Source organism: Streptomyces sp. NPDC037421 (assembly GCF_055602105.1).
Genome location: NZ_JBVJWV010000042.1, coordinates 21,240 through 42,900, shown reverse-complemented (window position 1 = coordinate 42,900; position 21,661 = coordinate 21,240). Strand labels below are relative to the sequence as shown.

Here is a 21,661-nt window from a genome sequence, read left to right as displayed (position 1 = left end):
CACCGACGCAGAAGATCCTGACACCGGGGTAATCCGTGAAAAAGCTCTCCGCACGACGACGCCATCCGCTGGCGGCGGTCGTCGTTCTACTCTTCGCGCTGGCGGTCACGGGGGGGCTGTACGCCGCCTTCGCGCCCGCGGGCAAGGCGCAGGCCGATGAAACCGCCCAGTCCCTCGCCATCGAGGAGGGCAAGAAGCTCTACGCCGTGGGCTGCGCAAGCTGCCACGGAACCGGCGGTCAGGGTTCCACTGACGGCCCCAGCCTGGTCGGCGTCGGCTCCGCGGCCGTCGACTTCCAGGTGAGCACGGGCCGCATGCCCGCCCAGCAGCCCGGCGCCCAGGTGCCGAAGAAGCCGAACATCTACACCCAGCCCCAGATCGACCAGCTCGCGGCGTACATCGCGTCGCTCGGCGCCGGCCCGATCACGCCGACCGCGAAGCAGTACGACCCGGCTGGTGCCGACATCGCCGCTGGTGGCGAGCTGTTCCGCAACAACTGCGCGCAGTGCCACAACTTCACCGGCGAGGGTGGCGCGCTGACCAACGGCAAGTACGCCCCGAACCTCGAGGACGTCTCGCCGAAGCACATCTACGAGGCCATGCTCACCGGCCCGCAGAACATGCCCTCCTTCCCGGACAGCACCATGCCGGAGAAGCAGAAGAAGGACATCATCGCGTACCTCGAGAACGTCAACGGCGAGAAGTCCACCAGCCCCGGTGGCCTCAAGCTCGGCGGCCTCGGTCCCGTCTCCGAGGGTCTGTTCGGCTGGATCTTCGGCCTGGGTGCGCTGATCGCTGTTGCCGTCTGGGTCGCGGCCCACACCGCTAAGGCCAAGAAGTCATGAGTAGCCAAGACATTCCCGAAGACAAGCACCTGCCGAGCGAGCAGGGCGACGCGCACCACGGTGCCGTAGCGGTCGCGGACGACCCGTTCGCGGACCCCGGCCTCCCGGTCCACAAGCCGCGCATCCAGGACATCGACGAGCGGGCCGCCAAGCGGTCCGAGCGCACGGTCGCGATGCTGTTCACGCTGTCGATGCTGGCCACGATCGGCTTCATCGCCTCGTACGTGGCCTTCCCGGTCGACAAGATCGTTTTCATCTTCCCCATCGGGAAGGTCAGCGCGCTGAACTTCGCGCTGGGCATGACGCTGGGAACGGCGCTGTTCTGCATCGGCGCCGGCGCGGTCCACTGGGCCCGCACCCTGATGTCCGATGTCGAGGTCGCCGACGACCGCCACGAGATCGCCGCCTCCCCGGAGGTCAAGGCGAAGGTCATGCAGGACTTCGCCGACGGTGCGAACGAGTCCGGCATCGGCCGCCGCCCGCTGATCCGCAACACGATGCTCGGCGCGCTGGCCCTGCTGCCGCTCTCCGCCGTCGTGATCCTGCGCGACCTGGGCCCCCTGCCCGAGGACAAGCTGCGCAAGACCCTGTGGTCCAAGGGCAAGCTGCTCATCAACCAGAACACGATGGAGCCGCTGCGTCCCGAGGACGTCCTGGTCGGTTCGCTGACCTTCGCCATGCCGGAAGGCCTGGAGGAGGACCAGCACGACTTCCAGGTCCAGATCGCCAAGGCCGCCCTGATGATCGTCCGCATCCAGCCGGATGACATCAAGGACAAGCAGGAGCTGGAGTGGTCCCACGACGGAATCGTGGCCTTCTCCAAGATCTGCACCCACGTCGGCTGCCCGATCAGCCTGTACGAGCAGCAGACGCACCACGTGCTCTGCCCGTGCCACCAGTCCACCTTCGACCTCTCCGACGGCGCCCGTGTCATTTTCGGCCCGGCCGGTCACGCGCTTCCGCAGCTGCGGATCGGCGTGAATAGCGAAGGCTTCCTCGAGGCGCACGGCGACTTCGAAGAGCCCGTCGGTCCTGCATTCTGGGAGCGCGGATGAGCACCTCAGACAACAACGGGCGCAACGCGTCGCGCGGCGAGCGCGTAGCGGACTGGGCGGACGGCCGCCTGGGAATCTACGGCCTCGCCAAGGCGAACATGCGCAAGATCTTCCCGGACCACTGGTCCTTCATGCTGGGTGAGATCTGCCTCTACAGCTTCATCATCATCATCCTCACGGGTGTGTACCTGACGCTGTTCTTCCACCCGAGCATGAACGAGGTCGTGTACCACGGCTCGTACGTGCCGATGCAGGGCGTCATGATGTCCGAGGCCTTCGCCTCGACCCTGGACATCAGCTTCGACGTCCGCGGTGGCCTGCTGATCCGCCAGATCCACCACTGGGCGGCGCTGATCTTCGTCGCGGCCATGGTCGTGCACATGATGCGCGTCTTCTTCACCGGCGCGTTCCGCAAGCCGCGTGAGGTCAACTGGATCTTCGGCTTCCTGCTGCTGGTCCTCGGCATGTTCACCGGCTTCACCGGTTACTCGCTGCCGGACGACCTGCTCTCGGGTACCGGTGTCCGCTTCATGCAGGGCGCCATCCTGTCCGTCCCGGTCGTCGGCACCTACCTGTCGATGTTCCTCTTCGGCGGGGAGTTCCCGGGCGGCGACTTCGTCGCGCGCTTCTACTCGGTGCACATCCTGCTGCTGCCCGGCATCATGATGGGCCTGCTGGTCGCGCACCTGATCCTGGTGTTCTTCCACAAGCACACCCAGTTCGCCGGCCCCGGCAAGACGAACAACAACGTCGTCGGCATGCCGCTGCTGCCGGTCTACATGGCCAAGGCCGGAGGCTTCTTCTTCCTGGTCTTCGGTGTCATCGCGGCCATCGCGGCGATCGCCTCGATCAACCCGATCTGGGCGCTCGGCCCGTACCGCCCGGACCACGTGTCCACCGGTGCGCAGCCCGACTGGTACATGGGTATGCCGGAAGGCCTCATCCGAGCCATGCCGGGCTGGGAGATCAACCTGTGGGGTCACACGCTCGTCCTGGGCGTGTTCGTCCCGCTGCTGCTCTTCCCGCTGGTCCTCGGCGCCATCGCCGTCTGGCCGTTCATCGAGTCCTGGGTCACCGGCGACAAGCGCGAGCACCACATCCTGGACCGCCCGCGCAACGTCCCGACCCGTACGGCCTTCGGTGTCGCCTGGATCTCGGAGTACATCGTGCTCCTCATCGGCGGCGGCAACGACATGTTCGCCCAGTACTTCCACCTGTCGATCAACTCGATCACGTGGTTCGTCCGGATCGGCTTCTTCGCCGTCCCGGTCCTGGCGTTCATCGCCACCAAGCGGATCTGCCTCGGCCTCCAGCGCCGGGACCACGACAAGGTGCTGCACGGTCGCGAGACCGGCATCATCAAGCGTCTGCCGCACGGTGAGTTCGTCGAGGTCCACGAGCCGCTGTCGCAGGCCAAGCTGCACACGCTCACCGCGCACGAGCAGTACAAGCCGGTCGAGATCGGCCCGACGGTCGACGAGAACGGTGTCGAGCGCAAGGTGACGCGCGGCGAGAAGCTGCGGGCGAAGCTCAGCAAGGGCTTCTACGCGGAGAACAACCAGATTCCGAAGCCCACGGTGGAGGAGTACAAGGAGATCCAGGCCGGACACGGCCACCACTGATCTCCGGCATGACCGCTTGAGGGATCGGTTCCGTCCGATCCTGGTGTCGCCACGGCGAGAGCCCCGTCCAGTCACTGGACGGGGCTCTTTGCCGTCTCCGGGGCTGGATAGGCTGAGATCCTTCCCATCGGACGTACGACCCCCGACGAGCTAGCAGGAGCTGACCATGAACGTTGCGACCCCGGCAGGCGGCGACAGCGTGGCGGCCCGCGGCTGGCCGGGCATTCTGGAAGCACTGGTCAGCCGTCAGGACCTGGCCAGCGAGGACACCGCCTGGGCGATGGAGCGGATCATGCGCGGCGAGGCCACGGACGCGCAGATCGCGGGCTTCGCGGTGGCCCTCCGGGCCAAGGGCGAGACCGTGGCCGAGTACACGGGGCTGGTCCGGACGATGTACGCCCACGCCAACCTGATCGAGGTGCCCGGGCGGACCGTGGACATCGTCGGCACCGGCGGCGACGGCGCCAAGACGGTCAACATCTCGACCATGTCCGCCATCGTGGCCGCCGGCGCGGGCGCCAAGATCGTCAAGCACGGCAACCGGGCGGCGTCCTCCGCCAGCGGCTCCTCCGACGTCCTGGAGAAGCTCGGCGTCAACCTGGCCCTCACCCCGGAGAGGGTGGCGCAGGTCGCCGAGGAGGCCGGCATCACCTTCTGTGCCGCGGTCGTCTTCCACCCGGCCCTGCGGTACGCCGCCTCGGCCCGCCGGGACCTCGGGGTCCGCACCGCGTTCAACGGCCTCGGCCCGCTCACCAACCCGGCCCGGGTCAAGGCCCAGGCGGTCGGCGTGGCGGACGCGCGGCTGGCCCCGATCATGGCCGGGGTGCTCGCCGAGCGGAACACCTCCGCCCTGGTCTTCCGCGGCGACGACGGCCTGGACGAGCTGACCACCACCGGGACCTCCCGGGTGTGGTGGGTCCGCGACGGCGAGGTCACGGAGCACGCCTTCGACCCGCGTGACGTCGGCATCGAGACGGTCGACATCTCGGCCCTGCGCGGCGGCGACCCGTCGTACAACGCGGACGTCGCCCGCCGCCTGCTGGCGGGGGAGACGGGCCCGGTCCGCGAAGCCGTCCTGCTGAACGCGGCGTCGGCCCTGGTCGCCCTGGACCCCGGCACGGGCACGCTGGAGGAGCAGCTCGCGGCCGCCATGGCCCGCGCGGCCGAGTCCATCGACTCCGGGGCCGCCCGTGCCTCGCTGGAGCGCTGGGTGGCGGCCAGCAACGCCTGAGCCCTGGCCGGGCGGTGCGAGCACGGCGTGAAGGAGGAGACCCCGGTCCACGATGTGGACCGGGGTCTTGTGCGTGCGGGATCTTGTGGCAGGATGCTCTCCAAGGTCACGAGTGACAGCGTTTAGGCCCCGGCTTGCTGTCCGGCAACCCTCCTTCCGTGGCGGGGTGCCCCGGGTGATGACCAGGCCGTAGGCAGCGAGGTCTACGGCAAGCGCGGATCCCTCGACACCAGGGGTCCTGGTCTCTCGAGGAGCGTTTTCCGTGAGCAAGCGAATGCGATAGGGCGACTCCGCCCCTTCTTCAACCCTCGGATCAGGGTCGTTTCCGCGTACCCCCGATCAGTCCGAGGACCTTCCCGTACCCCCGACGGCCGCCGCCGCGCCGCCGTACCCGCGTACGGGCACACCGAAGCCATTCAGCCCTGCCTGCCGGGAGATACCGCCATGTCCGCATCCCTGAACGCCGCCACCGCCGCATGCGCCACCGCCGCCGAGGTCCCCGCCTGTGACGGGCCGCTGCCGGTGCTCGGCCGGGACGTCACCGTCCCCCTCGTCACCGGCGGCGAGGTCACCTACGCCGCCCTCGACTACGCGGCCAGCGCCCCCGCGCTCCAGCGGGTCTGGGACGACGTCGCCGCGTACGCCCCGTACTACGGCAGCGTCCACCGCGGCGCCGGCTACCTCTCGCAGCTGTCCACCGACCTGTTCGAACAGAGCCGCGCCACCGTCGCCGAGTTCCTCGACTGCCGACCCTCCGACCAGGTGGTCTTCACCCGGTCCACCACCGACTCCCTCAACCTGCTCGCCGCAGCGCTGCCCGCCGACTGCCGGGTCTTCGTCTTCGAGACCGAGCACCACGCCTCGCTGCTGCCCTGGGGCGACGCCCGGGTCACCTACCTCAACGCCCCCCGCACCCCCGGCGAGGCCGTCGCCACCCTGGAGCGGGCCCTCGCCGACCGCGACCCGTACGGCCCGGCGCTGGTCTGCGTCACCGGTGCCTCCAACGTCACCGGTGAGCTGTGGCCGGTGAAGGAGCTCGCCGCCGCCGCGCACGCCCACGGTGCGCGGATCGTGCTGGACGCCGCCCAGCTGGCCCCCCACCACCCCGTCTCCGTACGGGAGCTGGACGTGGACTGGGTCGCCTTCTCGGGGCACAAGCTGTACGCGCCCTTCGGCTCGGGCGTGCTCGCCGGCCGCGCCGACTGGCTCCAGGAGGCCGAGCCGTACCTCGCCGGGGGCGGCGCCTCCCGCAAGGTGGCCCGTCGTGAGGACGGCGGCGTGGACGTCGAGTGGCACACCACCGCCGCCCGCCACGAGGCCGGCTCCCCGAACGTCATCGGCGTCTACTCCATCGCCTCCGCCTGCCGCGCGCTGCGTGAGGCGGGCTTCGAGAACCTGGTCGCCCGGGAGGAGCACCTCATCGCCAAGGTCCGCGAGGGCCTGGCGGAGGTCCCGGCCGTGCGGGTGCTGTCCCTGTTCGGGGACGACGCCCCGCGCGTCGGCGTCATCTCGTTCGTGGTCGACGGCTGGAACAGCTCGCACTTCGCGGCCGCGCTGTCCGCCGAGTACGGGATCGGGGTGCGGGACGGGCTCTTCTGCGCCCACCCGCTGGTACGGACCCTGCTGGGCAGCGAGCCGCAGGCCCAGGGGGAGTGCGGGGCGCCGGAGGCGGCGCCGGGGGAGCGGTCGCTGAACGCGATCCGGGTCAGCTTCGGGGCCGGTACCCCCGACGAGCACGTCGAGCGCTTCGTCCGCGCGGTCCGGGAGCTGGTCGAGGACGGCGCGAAGTGGCAGTACCGCACGGAAGAGGGCCGCTGCGTCCCGGCCGTGTAGCGCCGCTGAGGGAGCGCCGCCCGGGGCGGGGAGAGGTCCCGCGCGGCGGCGTCCCCGTACCGGCCAGGAGAGAGGGCTACGCGTCGAGGCCGATGGCGAAGGCGGCTTCGAGGTCGTGCTGGGAGTACGTGCGGAACGCGACGTGGGTGTCGGTGGCCTCGACGCCCGGGATCTTGCTGATGCGGCCCGGGATGATGTCCGCGAGGTTCTCGTGGCGGGCCACGCGGACCAGGGCGATGAGGTCGTACGTACCGGTGACGGAGTAGACCTCGCTGACGCTGTCCAGCTGCGCGATGGACTCGGCGATCTCGGGAATGCGGTCCACGCTGGTCTTGATGAGCACGATCGCGGTGATCACGGTTGGCTGTCTCCCTCGCCGGCAGTCACTGGTCTCCTCACTCTAGTCGTACGGCGATAACGGGCCCACGCGTAACAGAAGCCGAGCGAGAAGCCCACCACGTGGGCCAGGTAGGCCACTCCGGGACCGCTCTCCGCGCGGTGCGCCGCCAGCCACTGGAGGCCGAACCAGAACAGCAGCACGATCCACGCCGGGAAGCGCAGCGGCAGGAAGAGCAGGAACGGGAACAGGCTCGTCACCCGGGCCCGCGGGAAGAGGCACAGGAAGGCCCCCAGCGCCGCCGAGATCGCCCCGGACGCCCCCACCAGGGTCTGGTCCGAGGAGGCGTTGGCCGCCGCGTAGGCCGCCAGCGCGAGGTATCCCGTACAGACGTAGAACACGAGGAACGGCGTCCGGCCCATCCGCTCCTCCGTCATCGTGCCGAAGACGTAGAGGAACAGCATGTTCCCGAGCAGGTGCAGCCAGCTGCCGTGGACGAAGAGCGCCGTCAGCGGGGTCAGCAGCGGACGCCCGGCCCCCGAGAACAGCTCGTCCGGGACGACGCCCCAGTGCCGGAAGTACGCCGTCCCCGTCTCGATCAGCAGATCGCCCGTCCCGTAGGCCGGGTTCAGGCCAGAAGCCGGGCCGAGGACGAACACCGCGCAGCAGGCGGCGATCAGCGCGTACGTGACCACGGGGCCCCGGGCGGCATCGCACAGGGTCCGCCACTTTACGATCATGCGACAGAGCATGACGCAGGCGGACCCACCTGAGGGTGGTGCCAGGCCGTAGGGTTACGTGCTGCGGTCCGCCGACCGCGGTGTAGGGCTTTAATTGAATGAGCTACGAAGGAGAGAGCGGCCTGATGACGGTTCCCCTGCCGACCGACACCACCCGGTGGCGCTGCACCCTGTGCGGCAACCTCACGCGGTTCGATGTCACCCGATCGTCGAAGGTCGTGGAGTACGTCCACCTCGATCTTGCCGGGGAGCCCAAGGTCGAGGAGCGCGAGGTGGTCAGTGAGACCATCGACTCGGTCCGCTGCCGCTGGTGCAACGCGGTGGACCAGATCGAGCTCGTGGACAGGCCGGGCGCCGGCTCCTGACGGAGCCGGGCCCACAGTAGATCACGGTAGGGGTGACGGATTGTGGAGCCAGCAAGCGGCGCGAGGCCGGCCGACGCGGCCGGCGACGCCGCGGAGGTCCTCGACCGCCCGCTGCCGGAAGGCGTGCGGCGCCGGGTCGTCGCGATCGTCTCGGACGCCTTCGGCGGTCTGACGGTCGGGGACCTCCCGGCGCAGCTGCGCCAGTACGCCCGGTTCACCCCGACCCGGCGCGCCAAGTTCGCGGGCAACGCCATGGCCGCGGCCGTGGAGACCGACGGTGTCTTCCGCAGCCGGATCGCGGAGAAGCTGCGCGAGGCGCAGCCGGAGCTGGCCGGGGCCCTGGAGTCCGGGGCCCCGCCCGCCGCGGCGGACCCGCTGGACGTGGCGGCCGCCGCGTACGTGCTGCGCCCGGTCGGCTGGGTCAAGCTGGTGGCGTCCGCCGGTGAGGAGGCGCAGCGCGCCGACGCCGAGCGGGTCGGCGACGAGACCCGGCGGGAGCTGGAGCGGCTGCGCGAGGAGCTGGCCCACCTGAAGGAGGCCCAGCGCTCCGGGGGCGAGCAGGTGCGGGCCGAGCTGGAGGCCGCCCGCAAGGAAGCGGAATCGCTTCAGCGCAAGCTGCGCAGTGCCCTGAGCGACGTCAAGCGGGGCGAGGCCGCCCTGCGCAAGCTGGGCGGCGAGATCGACGGGATCCGCGGTGAGGCGGCGGCGCAGGTGGCCGCAGCCGAGAGCGAGTCCCGGCGCCTGAAGTCCCGCCTCGCGGAGGTGGAGTCGGCGCTGGAGACCTCGCGCCGGGCCACCCGGGAGGGGCGCAGCATCGAGGACATGCGGCTGCGGCTGCTGCTGGACACCGTGCTGGACGCGGCGGCGGGGCTGCGCCGCGAGCTGGCGCTGCCGCCGGTCTCGACGCGGCCGGCCGACACCGTGGACGCGGTGGAGCCGGGCCGGATGACCCCGAAGGACATCGCGGCGCGCGCCCTGTCGGAGACCGATCCGGCGCTGCTGGACCAGCTGTTGGCGCTCCCTCAGGCGCATCTGGTGGTCGACGGCTACAACGTGACGAAGACCGGGTATCCGACGATGCCGCTGGAGAAGCAGCGGCTGCGGTTGCTGGGCGGGCTGTCCATGCTGGCCGCGCAGACGGGTGCCGAGATGACGTGCGTCTTCGACGGCGCGGAACTGGCGGCGCCGGTGCTGCTCGCACCCCCGCGCGGGGTGCGCGTGCTGTTCTCCAAGGCGGGTGTGACGGCCGACGAGTTGATCCGCCAGCTGGTGCGGGCCGAGCCGCCCGGCCGGCCGGTGGTGGTGGTCTCCACCGACCGCGAGGTGGCCGACGGCGTGGCGAAGGCGGGCGCCCGGCCGGTGACGTCCGCATTGCTGCTCAAGCGGCTTTCACGCGTTTCGTGACCGCTGGGGCCGATGCCGGGATCGACGGCATAAGCGGAAGACGTACCGTCAGCTCCTCGGCACGCAGCGTGGGGTCTGGGTAAAGGAAGCGGAACGGCCGCGGGATTTTGCCGCCGGGGGTTTGAAGTGATCACGGGCGTGTCGCTAGGGTCCGCTCAAACCTTCGTGCGGTAGCGCACCCATTCGGGTGCGGGCGGAGGTGCCGCCGAGTGCGCCCGCACCGGTTTCCGGCGGCCCTAGGAAGAAGGAGCTCGCCCCCGTGGCGTCCCACCGTCGACCCAAGCAGCCGGCCCGCACCCGCGTGACCGTGCTCACCGCCACCGCCGCCGCGGCGGTCGCCCTCTCCTCGCAGTCCGCCACGGCCGCCCCCGGCGGACCGGACAAGGACGAGGTCAAGACCAAGGTCGACGCCCTCTACGAGGAGGCCGAGCAGGCCACCGAGAAGTTCAACGGGGCCCGCGAGCACCAGGAGCGGCTCGAAAAGGAGATCGCGCAGCTCCAGGACGCCGTGGCCCGCGACCAGGGCGAGCTCAACGACCTGCGCAACACGCTCGGTTCGCTGGCCGCCGCCCAGTACCGCGGCGGCGGCGTCGACCCCTCCGTCGCGCTCCTGCTCTCGGGCGACCCCGAGACCTACCTCGACAAGGCCTCCACGCTCCAGCAGTTGAGCGGCAGGCAGCTGGAGGCGATAGCCAGGATCCAGGCCAAGCAGCGCGCCCTCGCCCAGCAGCGCCAGGAGGCCGCCGGCAAGCTCGCCGACCTCGACGCCACCCGCAAGGAGCTCGGCGAGAAGAAGAAGGCGGCCCAGGACAAGCTCGCCGAGGCCCAGGCCCTCCTCAACACGCTGAGCGCGCAGGAGCGCGGCCGGCTCAGGGAGGAGGAGGCCAAGCAGAGCAGGGCCGGGGAGAAGGCCGCCCCCGCCGTGAGCGCCTCCGGCCGCGCCGGGGCCGCGCTGGCAGCGGCGAAGACCAAGCTGGGCAGCGCGTACATCATGGGCGCCACCGGCCCCAGCGCCTACGACTGCTCGGGGCTGACCCAGTGGGCCTACGGACAGGCCGGCGTCGGCATCAGCCGCACCACCTACACCCAGGCGAACGACGGCACGCGCATCGGCCGCAGCCAGCTCCAGCCCGGTGACCTCGTCTTCTTCTACGACGACCTGCACCACGTCGGCCTGTACGCCGGCAACAACATGACCCTGCACGCCTCCAACCCGCGCGGCGGCGTCAAGTACGAGTCGATGGACAACATGCCGTTCCAGTTCGGCGTCCGCGTCTGACCCCGGACGGGGGACGCTCCTTGCACCGCCCATCCGGGCGAATTGCGCGGACCCGCTCTGACCTCGCGCCCCGCCCATGACCTGCGTCTGAGGCGGGGCGACGGCCTGTGCGCTCCCCGGCGGTCGTTGGCCGGTGCGTGGCCGCGCGGCTACTGTCTGCCAGCGCGGAACCCGGCACACGGCCGTCCACGGGGGGCGGACCCGGGCCCCGCGCAGCGGAAGGGAGCGGTTCCCCATGGCGTCCCACCGCCGGACCGGGCTCAGCGGCCTCGACCGGAACACCAAGGTCACCGCCTTCACCGCCGCCGCGGCCGGCGCCGCCGTGGCCCTCACGGGCGCGCCCGCGCTCGCCTCCCCGGGGCTCCCCCAGGAACCCGCCGGCGGCGCCCGCGCCCAGGTCGACCGGCTCTTCGAGGAGGCGGAGCAGGCCACCGAGCGGTACAACGAGGCCGGCGAGAAGGCCGACGCCCTGCGCGCCGAGATCAGCCGGGCCCAGGACGCCGTCGCCCGCGGCCAGGACCGCATCAACACCATGCGCGGGGTCCTCGGCACCTTCGCCGGCGCCCAGTACCGCTCCGGCGGCCTCGACCCCACCGTCGAGCTGATGCTCTCCGACGACCCCGCCGCCTACCTCGACAAGGCCGCCGTCCTGGGCCGGCTCAGCGGCCGCCGGGCCCAGCAGCTGGGCGAACTCCGCGAGGAGCAGCGGCGGATCGGGCAGCAGCGCCAGGAGGCCTCCCGCAAGCTCGCCGAACTGGAGGCCCTGCGCACCGAGGTGGCCACCCAGAAGCGCTCCGTCACGGCGAAGCTCGCCGCCGCGCGCCGGCTGCTCAACGAGATGCCCTCCGAGGAGCGGGCCGACTTCGAGCGCGCCTCCCGCTCCGGCGGCCGGGGCCCCGTCGACGGCCTGCCCGGCCTGCCCTCCGGAGGCGGCCGGGCCTCGGGCCGCGCCATGGCCGCCGTGATGGCCGCCCGGGCCGCCGTCGGCCGGCCGTACGTGTGGGGCTCCACCGGCCCCTCCGGCTTCGACTGCTCCGGGCTGATGGTGTGGTCGTACCGCCAGGCCGGCGTCTCCCTGCCGCGCACCTCGCAGGCCCAGCGGTACGCGGGCCGGCAGGTGCCGCTCTCGCAGGCGCAGCCCGGGGACCTGGTGACGTACCGCTCCGACGCCAGCCACGTCGGCATGTACGTGGGCAACGGCCAGGTGGTGCACGCCCCGTACCCGGGCGCGCGGGTGCGGTACGACCCCGTCGGGATGATGCCGGTGTCCTCCGTGACCCGGCCCTGATTCCGGCCGTGCGTACGATCGGCGGATGATCCCGGTCCGCCGCCGCACCGCCGTACGCCTCCTCGCGCTCGCGCTGTGCCCGTTCCCGGCGGTGGCCGGCTGCGCGGACCCGGCGCCCGTCGCCCCCGCCGACGCGGCCGTACGGCGCGCCGTGGCCGACTGGTCGGCGTCCCCGCCCGCGCGGCTCGCCCGGATCCCGCTGGAGGACTGGTCGTACGGGGTCACCTCGGTCCGGCAGGACGGCGTACGGGCCTTCGCGCGCGCGGAGCTGCGCTACCGGCTCGCCGGCTACGACGCCGCACCGGCCTCCTCGGCCCGGGAGGTGGAGCTGACCCGGGACGGCACCGGCTGGCGGGTCACCGCCGACCGGCCCGCCCCCGGGGCGGTGGCGCAGCTGTGGGACCAGGGCGAGCCGGCCGCCGTACGCGGCGCGCACAGCCTGGTCCTCGGAGTCGGCCGGAGCCCGCAGGAGCTGTCCGCCCTCGCGGCCGAGGCCGACCGGGCGGTGCCGGCGGTCAGCGCCGCCTGGCCGGGGCCGTGGGCGGGGAGGGTGGTGGTCCTGGCCCCCGCGACGCTGGACGCGATGGCCGCGCTGCTGGGCCGGCCGGCCGGCACCTACCGGGGCCTGGGGGCCGTCACCACCGGCAGCACCGGGGGCGGGCCGGCCCCGGCCGACCGGGTCGTCGTGAACCCGGAGGGGTACGCGGGCCTTTCGGAGGCCGGGCGGCGGATCGTCCTCACCCACGAGGTCACCCACGTCGCGACCCGCGCCGCCACCTCGGCGCGGACCCCGCAGTGGCTGACCGAGGGCTTCGCGGACTGGGCGGCGTACCGGGGGACCCCCACCACCCCGGCGGAGGGCGCGCCCGAGCTGGCGCGCGCCGTGCGGCGCGGCGAGGTGCCGGGCGCGCTCCCCGACGACGGGGCCTTCGCCTTCGGCGGCGACCCTTCGGCGGCGGCCCGGGCGTACGAGGGCGCCTGGCTGGCCTGCCGGCTCGTCGCCGCCCGCTGGGGCGAGCCGGCGCTGGTACGGCTCTACGAGCTGGCCGGGCGCGAACCGCTGCCGGTGGCGCTGGAACAGGCCCTGGGGACGGACCTCCCCGGGATCACGCAGGCCTGGCGGCAGGCACTGCGGGAGGACCTGGGGTAGCCGTCGGGTACGTTGGCGGGGATGCACAAGACGCTGATCGTGACGAACGACTTCCCGCCGCGCCCGGGCGGCATCCAGGCCTTCCTGCACAACATGGCGCTGCGGCTGGACCCCGAGCGGGTCGTCGTCTACGCGTCCACCTGGAAGCACGGTGCGGAGGGCCGCGAGGCCACCGCCGCCTTCGACGCGGAACAGCCGTTCCCGGTGGTGCGCGACCGTACGACCATGCTGCTGCCGACGCCCCGGGTGACCCGGCGGGCGGTGTCCCTGCTGCGCGAACACGGCTGTGAGTCGGTGTGGTTCGGAGCCGCGGCCCCGCTCGGGCTGATGGGGCCGGCGCTGCGCCGGGCGGGCGCGCGGCGGATCGTCGCCACCACCCACGGGCACGAGGCCGGCTGGGCGCAGCTGCCGGCCGCGCGGCAGCTGCTGCGGCGGATCGGCGAGGGCACGGACACCCTGACCTACCTCGGGGAGTACACGCGTTCGCGGATCGCCTCGGCGGTGACGGACCGGGCGGCGGCACGGATGGTGCAACTCCCGCCGGGGGTCGACGAGAAGACCTTCCACCCCGGCTCGGGCGGCGCGGAGGTCCGGGCGAGGCTGGGGCTGTCCGACCGCCCGGTGGTCGTGTGCGTCTCCCGTCTCGTCCCGCGCAAGGGCCAGGACACCCTCATCGAGGCGATGCCGCGGATCCTGGCGGCGGTGCCGGACGCGGCGCTGCTGATCGTCGGCGGCGGGCCGTACGAGGCGGACCTGCGCGCGCTGGCCGCCGCGAAGGGGGTCGCGGACTCGGTGGTCTTCACGGGAGCCGTCCCGTGGGCGGAACTCCCGGCCCACTACGGGGCGGGGGACGTCTTCGCGATGCCGTGCCGGACCCGGCGGGGCGGACTGGACGTGGAGGGGCTCGGCATCGTGTACCTGGAGGCCTCGGCGACGGGCCTGCCGGTGGTCGCGGGCGACTCGGGCGGGGCGCCGGACGCGGTGCTGGACGGCGAGACCGGCTGGGTGGTCCGCGGCGGCGCCCCCGACGACGCGGCGGACCGCATCGTCACCCTCCTCCAGGACCCGGAACTCCGCGCCCGCATGGGCGAGGCGGGCCGCGCCTGGGTGGAGCGCCAGTGGCGCTGGGACCACCTGGCCGAGGGGCTCCGCGCCATCCTTTGATCCACGCGGTCCTCGCACCGCTCAGCGCCGGCGCGCTTCCCGGGCTTCGGGCCCGCTGCGCCAGCCTCCGGCCGTCGGGGCCGGGGCGGGGTCGGTTCGGTGGCTCGAGCCGGTGGGGGTGTGCGTGTGGTCGGCCGCTGCGCGGTGCTCGGCCCCTCCCCGCCCTTCACACTCCCCCGGACTCCGTCCGGGGGGACCCCCAGGCCTCAAAACGCCGGCGAGGCCATGTACGAGCCCCGTCGGCGATTGAGGTGCGGGTCCGGGCAGCGCCCTGGGGGCACCTCCCAGCGGTAGCCGGGGGAGGAACGGTGGAAGGGCGGGTAGGGGACCTCGCCCCGCGCAGCGGCACACCACCCGCGCCCGACCCACCGGCCCCAGCCAAGGGCCCCGCCCCCGCCCCGTGCGAGCGGAGTACCGACAAGAAGCGGCAAACGGCGGCATTTCCGGTCCGGCAGGGACAATCGCGGGCGGAATCTCGCAGACCGGAGGTCGTCCGCCCCCACCCGGTTACGGTCCACACATGTCTGACTGTTACTCACATGCGTGGCAGTGCGAGTTATGGCCGGTTGGGCGGAATCCGCTCATGATGCGGCCATGACACTCAACCTGACGCGCCGTCAACTCGGCCTCAATGCCCTCCGCGCCGCCGCGGCCCTCGGAATCACCCGCATCGGACTCGGCGCCGCCGCCGCGGCGGAGCCCCCCGCCGCCCCGTACGCGCCCGCCGTCGTCGTCGGCTCCGGCTACGGGTCCGCCGTCGCCGCGCTGCGCCTCGGCCAGGCCGGCGTCCGGACCGTCGTCCTGGAGATGGGGCGGCTGTGGGACACCCCCGGCCCCGACGGCAAGGTCTTCCCCTCCACCTCCGCGCCCGACCAGCGCTCCATGTGGTTCCGCAACCGCACCGAGGCCCCGCTCGCCCAGTTCCTCTGGCTCGACGTGGTCAACCGCGACATCAGCCCCTACCCCGGGGTCCTGGACCGCGTGAACCACGGGGACATGTCCGTCTACGTGGGCCGCGGCGTGGGCGGAGGCTCGCTCGTCAACGGCGGCATGGCCCCGACCCCCAGACGCTCCTACTTCACCGAGGTGTTCCCCGGCGTGGACGCCGCGGAGATGTACGGCACCTACTACCCGCGCGCCCGCGCCATGCTCGGCGTCAACGACGTCGACCCCGCCTGGTTCGAGTCCACGGAGTGGTACCGCTTCGCCCGGATCTCCCGAAAACACGCCCAGAACACCGGACTGAAGACCACCTTCGTGCCCAACGTCTACGACTTCGAGTACATGAAGCGCGAGGCCGCCGGCACCGCCGCCCGCTCGGCCCTCGCGGGCGAGGTCATCTACGGCAACAACCACGGCAAGAAGAGCGTCGACAAGACCTACCTCGCCGCCGCCCTCGGCACCGGCAACGTCACCATCGAGACCATGCAGCGGGTGGTCGCCGTACGCCAGGACCCGGCCGGGGGCTACGTCCTGACCGTGCACACCAGCGACCTCACCGGCCGCGTCACCCAGGTCCGCGAACTCGGCTGCCGGCAGCTCTTCCTGGGCGCCGGCAGCCTCGGCACCACCGAGATCCTGCTGCGCGCCCGCGAGACCGGCGCGCTGCCCGCGCTCAGCGAGAAGGTCGGGCTCGGCTGGGGCCCCAACGGCAACGTCATGACCGCCCGCGCCAACCACCTGTGGGACACGGTCGGCTGCAACCAGGCCACCATGCCCGCCCTCGGCATCGACGACTGGGACAACGCGGCCAACCCGGTCTTCGCGGAGATCGCCCCGCTCCCGATGGGCATCGAGCACTGGATCTCGATGTACCTGGCCATCACCAAGAATCCGGAGCGCGGCCGCTTCACCTACGACGCCGCGAGCGACACGGCGCGGCTGAACTGGACGCGGGACCAGAACGCCCCGGCGGTCGCGGCGGCCAGGAACCTCTTCGACCGCATCAACCGCCGCAACGTCACCATCTACCGCTACGACCTCTTCGGCGAGAACAAGGCCTTCGCCGACAACTTCACCTACCACCCGCTCGGCGGCTGCGTCCTCGGCGAGGCCACCGACGCCTACGGGCGGGTCAGGGGCTACCAGGGGCTGTACGTACTGGACGGCTCACTGGTGCCCGGCTCGCTCGGCGTGAACCCGTTCGTGACGATCACGGCCCTCGCCGAGCGGAACATGGAGCGGATCCTGGCCCAGCCCTGACCCGGACATCAGCCCCGGTACAGCGCGTCGATCTCGTCCGCGAAGTCCTTCGCCACCACGTTGCGCTTGAGCTTCAGCGACGGCGTGATGTGGCCGGACTCCTCCGTGAACTGGGAGCCCAGGATGCGGAACTTCCGCACCGATTCCGCCTTGGACACCGCCGCGTTGCCGTCGTCGACGGCCTTCTGGACGGCGGCGATCAGCTCCGCGTCCTCGCGCAGCTCCGCCGCCGTCACCCCGGCCGGCTTGCCGTTCTCCGCGGCCCACCGGCCGAGGAACTCCTCGTCGATGGTGACCAGCGCGGCCACGAACGGCCGCCCGTCGCCGACCACCATGCACTCCGCGACCAGAGCGTGCGCCCGGATCCGGTCCTCGATCACCGCGGGGGCGACGTTCTTGCCGCCGGCCGTGACGATGAGTTCCTTCTTGCGCCCGGTGATCCTGAGGTAGCCGTCCTCGTCGAGGGTGCCGACGTCGCCGGTGTGGAACCAGCCGTCCGTCATCGCCTCGGCGGTGGCCGCCTCGTTCTTCCAGTACTCCTTGAAGACGTGCTCGCCGTGCACCAGCACCTCGCCGTCGTCGGCGATGCGCAGCACGGAGCCGGGCAGCGGCTGGCCGACCGTGCCGATCTTCTGCTTGTCCCACGGGAGGAAGGCGGTGGCCGCGCAGGTCTCCGTCAGGCCGTAGCCCTCCAGGACCGTGAAGCCGATGCCGCGGAAGAAGTGGCCGAGCCGCTCGCCGAGCGGGGCGCCGCCGGAGATCGCGTACTCGCCGCGCCCGCCGAGGACGGCGTGCAGCTTGGAGTAGACGAGCTTGGAGAAGATCTTGTGCTTGAGCTTCAGGCCGAAGGACGGGCCCGAGGGGGTGTCCAGCGCCCGGCTGTACGCGATCGCCGTGTCGGCGGCCGCGTCGAAGATCTTGCCCTTGCCGTCGGCCTGGGCCTTGGCCCGCGCCGAGTTGTAGACCTTCTCGAAGACGCGCGGCACGCCGAGGATCAGCGTGGGGCGGAAGGACTGCAGCTCGTCGGTGAGGTTCTTGATGTCCGGTACGCAGCCCAGCCGGATCGGCGCCAGCACCGCCGCCACCTCCACCAGGCGGCCGAAGACGTGCGCGGCCGGGAGGAAGAGCAGCACGGAGCACTCGCCGGTGCGGAAGAGCGGCTTCAGCCGCTCCACCACGTTGCCGCACTCGGCGAAGAAGTTGCGGTGGGTCAGCACGCAGCCCTTGGGGCGGCCGGTGGTGCCCGAGGTGTAGACGATCGTGGCCGGGTCGTCGGCGACCGCGAGGGCGCTGCGCGCGTCCACCTCGGCGTCGGTGACCTCCGCTCCGGCGGCCTTCAGGAGGCCCTGGGCGTCCTTCTCGATCTCCCAGACCTCGCGCAGCTCCGGCAGCCGGTCGCGCAGGGAGGCCACGTTCGCGCTGTGCCCGGGGCTCTCCACGATGGCCGCGACGGCCCCGGAGTCGCCGAGGATCCACTGGATCTGCTCGGGGGAGCTGGTCTCGTACACGGGGACGGTGACGCCGCCCGCGGTCCAGATCGCGAAGTCGAACAGCACCCACTCGTAGCGGGTGCGGGAGATCAGGGCGACCCGGTCGCCGGGCTCGATGCCCGACGCGATCAGGCCCTTGGCGGCGGCCCGCACCTCGGCGAGGAACTCCACCGCGGTCACGTCCTGCCACCGGCCGTCGACCTTGCGGCTGATGACAGCGGTGTCTGGGTGCTGGGCGGCGTTGCGGCGGATGAGATCCGTCAGGTTCCCGTCCGACGGGACCTCGTAAAGGGCCGGAAGGCTGAACTCGCGCAAGACTGCTGCTCCTCTGGGCGCCATCGCCACCGTGTGGACCGACCGGACGTTACCCACCGGTAGTGGGTTCCCGATAGAGGGAACCGGCCAGATGTTCCGTGCGTCACATTCTGTACATCGCGATGCGCCGCAAGACCCGCCAATACGCTGCCGACAGTAGTCGACCGTGTTCGCGACTCGGAAGTAACCGCAGGTCCGGCCGCCTGCGACCCTCCCTCTACCCGGCCGGAGCCGGGCCCCCCTAGGGTGAGCGCATGGGTGGCAGGAAGAGTCGTACGCGGGTCCACGTCGTCAGCGACGTCCACGGCAACACCGAAGCGCTCGCACGCGCCGGAGACGGCGCCGACGCGCTCGTCTGCCTCGGTGACCTGGTGCTCTTCCTCGACTACGCCGACCACTCCCGCGGCATCTTCCCCGACCTCTTCGGCGTCGAGAACGCCCACCGCATCGTCGAACTGCGCACCGCCCGCCGCTTCGCGGAAGCGCGTGAATTCGGCCGCCGGCTGTGGGACGGACTCGACAGGGAACGGATGATCGAGGAAGCGGTGCGCCGCCAGTACGCGCAGATGTTCGCGGCCTTCCCCAGCCCGACGTACGCGACGTACGGCAACGTCGACATCCCCGGCCTGTGGAGCGAGTACGCCGGACCCGGGACCACCGTCCTCGACGGCCAGCGCGTGGAGATCGGCGGCCGCGTCTTCGGCTTCGTCGGCGGCGGACTGCCGTCACCGATGCGCACCCCCTACGAGGTCGACGAGGAGGAGTACGCCGCCAAGGTGGAGGCCCTCGGCGAGGTCGACGTGCTCTGCTCGCACATCCCGCCGGAGGTCCCCGAGCTCTGCTACGACACCGTCGCACGCCGCTTCGAGCGGGGCAGCGAAGCCCTGCTGGCCGCGATCCGCCGGACCAGGCCCAGGTACGCGCTCTTCGGCCACGTCCACCAGCCGCTGGCGCGGCGGGCCCGGATCGGCGCCACCGAGTGCGTGAACGTCGGGCACTTCGCCGCCACCGGAAGGCCCTGGGCCCTGGAGTGGTGACCTCCACACGCACGGTAGCCTGCACGCGGCGGCCGCGGGCCGCACACTTCCTCGAATCACTCCCCGGAGGAGCCACCGCGATGGCGGAACACACCAGCTCAAGCATCACGATCGACGCCTCCCCGGCCGACGTGATGGCCGTGATCGCCGACTTCGCCCGCTACCCGGAGTGGACCGGCGAGGTGAAGGAGGCCGAGGTGCTGGCCACCGACGCCGAAGGCCGCGCCGAGAAGGTCCGCCTCCTGCTGGACGCCGGCGCGATCAAGGACGACCACACGCTCGCGTACACCTGGAAGGGCGCCGACGAGGTCAGCTGGACGCTCGACAAGTCCCAGATGCTGCGGCAGCTCGACGGCTCCTACCGGCTGGCCCCGCTGGACGGCGGGCGCACCGAGGTCACCTACCAGCTGACGGTGGACGTCAAGATCCCCATGCTGGGCATGATCAAGCGCAAGGCGGAGAAGGTCATCATCGACCGCGCCCTGGCGGGCCTGAAGAAGCGCGTCGAGACCCCCCGCCCCTGACGCGCCGGGCCCCTTTCGAGGCGCCCGCGCGGCGCCCCGAAAAGGGGCCCGCGTCCGTACGGACCAGTGAAGAAAAGGCACGGCACCACCATGCAGACCCTCCTCGTCACCGGCCCCGGAGGGGCCGGCCGGAGCACCGTCGCGGCCGCGACCGCGCTCGCCGCCGCACGGGACGGGCAACGGGTGGTGCTGCTGTGCGCCGAGGACCCCTTCGGGGAGGGAAGCCCCGACCCCCGGCTGCGGATCGCCCGGATCGACTCCGGCGCGGAGTTCCGCACCGAGCTCGCCGCCCTCCAGGAACGCGGCGCCTCCCTCATCGGCATGCTCGGCGGGCGTCCCCTCGGCGCCGAGGAACTCACCGAGCTCCCCGGCGCCGAACAGTTCGCCCTGCTCCGCGCCCTGCGCCGGGCCGCCGCCGAACCCGCCACCGACCTCGCCGTCGTGGACATGCCCCCGCTGCACCAGGCCGTGGCCACCCTCGCCCTCCCCGCCCAGCTGCGCCGCTACCTCGCCCGGCTGCTGCCCGTCGAGCGGCAGGCGGCCCGCGCCCTGCGCCCCGTACTGGCCCAGCTGGCCGGAGTGCCCATGCCGGCGCAGTGGCTCTACGAGACCGCCGCGCGCTGGGACGAGGAGCTGGCCGCCGTCCAGGCCGTCGTGGAGGCCCCCACCACCCGGGTCCGCCTGGTCGCCGAGCCCGGCCCCGCCGCGGCCGCCGCCCTGCGCACCGGGGTGCTCGGGCTCGCCCTGCACGAGCTGCGGATCGAGGCCCTCGTGGCCAACCGGCTCGTGCCGCCGGCCGCCGCCGCGGCCGACGCCTGGGCAGCGGGGATCGCGGCGCAGCAGCGGGCGTTCCTGGCCGAATGGGGCCAAGACCTCCCCGTCCACGAGCTGGCCCACCTCGGCCGGGACCCCCGCGGCACCGACGACCTGGAGGCGCTCGGCACCGCCCGGGGAATCACCCCCGGCCCCGCCCCCGCGCCCGGCCCCGGCTGGACCGTCGAGGACCGGCTCGCCGACGACGGGGTGCTCGTCTGGGCGATCCCGCTGCCCCGCGCCCGCAAGAGCGAGCTCGATCTCGTCCGGCGCGGGGACGAGCTGCTCGTCGCCGTGGGACCGCACCGCAGGATCGTTCCGCTGCCCTCGGTCCTGCGCCGCTGCACCGTCTCGGGCGCCGCCCTCGCCGACGGCGCCCTCCGCGTCCGCTTCACCCCGGACCCGAGGCTGTGGCCGAGGGAGCGCTGAGACCCGTACCGCCGTTCGGGTACCGTCGAAGGAAGACCCACCGCAGCTGCCGCCAGGAGAGTCCGCCATGAGCGAGGCCACCGACCACCCCGCCGACGACGACGCCTGGGCGCGGGCCTGCGCCGAGGACCTCGCCGCCGAGAAGGAACGCCGCAGGTCGGCACGGGCCGGCGGCACGGGCACGGGCACGGGCACCGCCGCCGAGGAGCTGTTCAAGCTCTTCGAGGCCGTCGCCGACAAGGTCTCCTCCCTGAACAACCCGGCCGTCGGCGCCGCCGCCCAGGACGCCGTACGCCAGTTCGTCAACCAGGCCAAGACCGCCGCCAAGCCCGTCATCGAGCGCAACCCGGAGGTCTTCGGCCACCTCGCGGCCGCCGGATCCGAACTCCTCGCCGCCTACCGCTCCGCCGTCGAAGGCCACGAGCGCCGCTGGACCCACGACGAACCGCCCGCCCCCCGCAAGCCCTCCGACAAGGGCGACGAGGGCCCCGATACGGGCCCGGCCGAGCGGATCGATCTCGACTGAACCTCCGCCGGC

General features: G+C 72.4%; 19 protein-coding genes and 1 riboswitch. Of the genes, 16 read left to right on the top strand and 3 right to left on the bottom strand.

What is annotated here, in order from left to right; genetic code table 11:
• The first annotated feature begins 35 nt into the window (after positions 1-35).
• The 5 genes from qcrC to ACZ7IF_RS35125 all read left to right on the top strand — a co-directional run bounded on the left by qcrC (position 36) and on the right by ACZ7IF_RS35125 (position 6,586).
• Entirely contained in the window at positions 36-845 is an 810-nt protein-coding gene (gene qcrC / locus ACZ7IF_RS35145; RefSeq protein WP_405981028.1) for a cytochrome bc1 complex diheme cytochrome c subunit, read from the top strand.
• The gene (qcrA, locus tag ACZ7IF_RS35140; RefSeq protein ID WP_470980204.1) at positions 842-1,900 is read left to right on the top strand and encodes a cytochrome bc1 complex Rieske iron-sulfur subunit; all 1,059 of its coding nucleotides are present in this window, start codon (positions 842-844) and stop codon (positions 1,898-1,900) included. Before qcrC ends, qcrA begins: the two co-directional genes overlap by 4 nt.
• On the top strand, positions 1,897-3,522 hold the full coding sequence (gene qcrB / locus ACZ7IF_RS35135) for a cytochrome bc1 complex cytochrome b subunit (protein ID WP_470980201.1): 1,626 nt from the start codon (positions 1,897-1,899) through the stop codon (positions 3,520-3,522). Before qcrA ends, qcrB begins: the two co-directional genes overlap by 4 nt.
• A gap of 166 nt (positions 3,523-3,688) precedes the next feature.
• Positions 3,689-4,753 carry an anthranilate phosphoribosyltransferase gene (gene trpD / locus ACZ7IF_RS35130; protein ID WP_470980198.1) on the top strand — a complete coding sequence of 355 codons (1,065 nt, stop codon included), beginning with the start codon at positions 3,689-3,691 and terminating at the stop codon, positions 4,751-4,753.
• A 104-nt stretch (positions 4,754-4,857) separates the two neighbouring features.
• A riboswitch (SAM riboswitch) is annotated at positions 4,858-4,974 on the top strand.
• 223 nt (positions 4,975-5,197) lie between these two features.
• Positions 5,198-6,586 carry an aminotransferase class V-fold PLP-dependent enzyme gene (locus ACZ7IF_RS35125; RefSeq protein WP_470980195.1) on the top strand — a complete coding sequence of 463 codons (1,389 nt, stop codon included), beginning with the start codon at positions 5,198-5,200 and terminating at the stop codon, positions 6,584-6,586.
• A gap of 76 nt (positions 6,587-6,662) precedes the next feature.
• Here ACZ7IF_RS35125 and ACZ7IF_RS35120 read toward each other — a convergent pair whose 3' ends face one another.
• Positions 6,663-6,944 carry an Lrp/AsnC family transcriptional regulator gene (locus ACZ7IF_RS35120; protein WP_007263678.1) on the bottom strand — a complete coding sequence of 94 codons (282 nt, stop codon included), beginning with the start codon at positions 6,942-6,944 and terminating at the stop codon, positions 6,663-6,665.
• Positions 6,941-7,675: a rhomboid family intramembrane serine protease gene (locus ACZ7IF_RS35115; RefSeq protein ID WP_470980192.1), complete on the bottom strand. Its 735-nt coding sequence runs from the start codon at positions 7,673-7,675 to the stop codon at positions 6,941-6,943. Before ACZ7IF_RS35115 ends, ACZ7IF_RS35120 begins: the two co-directional genes overlap by 4 nt.
• Before the next feature lie 113 nt (positions 7,676-7,788).
• Between ACZ7IF_RS35115 and ACZ7IF_RS35110 the strand changes: the two genes are divergently transcribed.
• From ACZ7IF_RS35110 to ACZ7IF_RS35080, 7 genes are all read left to right on the top strand, one after another.
• On the top strand, positions 7,789-8,028 hold the full coding sequence (locus ACZ7IF_RS35110) for a hypothetical protein (RefSeq protein WP_470980188.1): 240 nt from the start codon (positions 7,789-7,791) through the stop codon (positions 8,026-8,028).
• A gap of 39 nt (positions 8,029-8,067) precedes the next feature.
• A complete protein-coding gene (locus ACZ7IF_RS35105; RefSeq protein WP_470980243.1) occupies positions 8,068-9,432 on the top strand; it encodes an NYN domain-containing protein in 1,365 nt (454 codons plus the stop codon).
• Positions 9,433-9,691: 259 nt separating this feature from the next.
• Complete coding sequence (locus tag ACZ7IF_RS35100; protein ID WP_470980185.1) at positions 9,692-10,711, top strand: C40 family peptidase; 1,020 nt, start codon at positions 9,692-9,694, stop codon at positions 10,709-10,711.
• Between the two features lie 235 nt (positions 10,712-10,946).
• Positions 10,947-11,999, top strand: a complete 1,053-nt coding sequence (locus ACZ7IF_RS35095; RefSeq protein ID WP_470980182.1) for a C40 family peptidase — start codon at positions 10,947-10,949, stop codon at positions 11,997-11,999.
• A gap of 25 nt (positions 12,000-12,024) precedes the next feature.
• Positions 12,025-13,149, top strand: coding sequence for a hypothetical protein (locus tag ACZ7IF_RS35090; protein ID WP_470980179.1), 1,125 nt, complete (start codon positions 12,025-12,027; stop codon positions 13,147-13,149).
• Between the two features lie 21 nt (positions 13,150-13,170).
• Positions 13,171-14,313: a glycosyltransferase family 4 protein gene (locus ACZ7IF_RS35085; RefSeq protein ID WP_470980177.1), complete on the top strand. Its 1,143-nt coding sequence runs from the start codon at positions 13,171-13,173 to the stop codon at positions 14,311-14,313.
• Positions 14,314-14,907: 594 nt separating this feature from the next.
• Complete coding sequence (locus ACZ7IF_RS35080) at positions 14,908-16,515, top strand: GMC oxidoreductase (protein WP_470980174.1); 1,608 nt, start codon at positions 14,908-14,910, stop codon at positions 16,513-16,515.
• A gap of 8 nt (positions 16,516-16,523) precedes the next feature.
• Here the strand turns inward: ACZ7IF_RS35080 and ACZ7IF_RS35075 are convergent, their stop codons facing one another.
• Positions 16,524-18,320: an AMP-dependent synthetase/ligase gene (locus ACZ7IF_RS35075; RefSeq protein ID WP_470980171.1), complete on the bottom strand. Its 1,797-nt coding sequence runs from the start codon at positions 18,318-18,320 to the stop codon at positions 16,524-16,526.
• A gap of 254 nt (positions 18,321-18,574) precedes the next feature.
• Here ACZ7IF_RS35075 and ACZ7IF_RS35070 point away from each other — a divergent pair, with 254 nt between their 5' ends.
• The 4 genes from ACZ7IF_RS35070 (at position 18,575) to ACZ7IF_RS35055 (ending at position 21,649) form a co-directional block, all read left to right on the top strand.
• Positions 18,575-19,357 carry a metallophosphoesterase family protein gene (locus tag ACZ7IF_RS35070; protein ID WP_470980169.1) on the top strand — a complete coding sequence of 261 codons (783 nt, stop codon included), beginning with the start codon at positions 18,575-18,577 and terminating at the stop codon, positions 19,355-19,357.
• Between the two features lie 80 nt (positions 19,358-19,437).
• Positions 19,438-19,881, top strand: a complete 444-nt coding sequence (locus tag ACZ7IF_RS35065) for an SRPBCC family protein (RefSeq protein ID WP_007263665.1) — start codon at positions 19,438-19,440, stop codon at positions 19,879-19,881.
• Positions 19,882-19,971: 90 nt separating this feature from the next.
• The gene (locus ACZ7IF_RS35060) at positions 19,972-21,123 is read left to right on the top strand and encodes an ArsA family ATPase (RefSeq protein ID WP_470980240.1); all 1,152 of its coding nucleotides are present in this window, start codon (positions 19,972-19,974) and stop codon (positions 21,121-21,123) included.
• 67 nt (positions 21,124-21,190) lie between these two features.
• On the top strand, positions 21,191-21,649 hold the full coding sequence (locus ACZ7IF_RS35055; protein WP_470980167.1) for a DUF5304 domain-containing protein: 459 nt from the start codon (positions 21,191-21,193) through the stop codon (positions 21,647-21,649).
• The last annotated feature ends 12 nt before the right edge of the window (positions 21,650-21,661 follow it).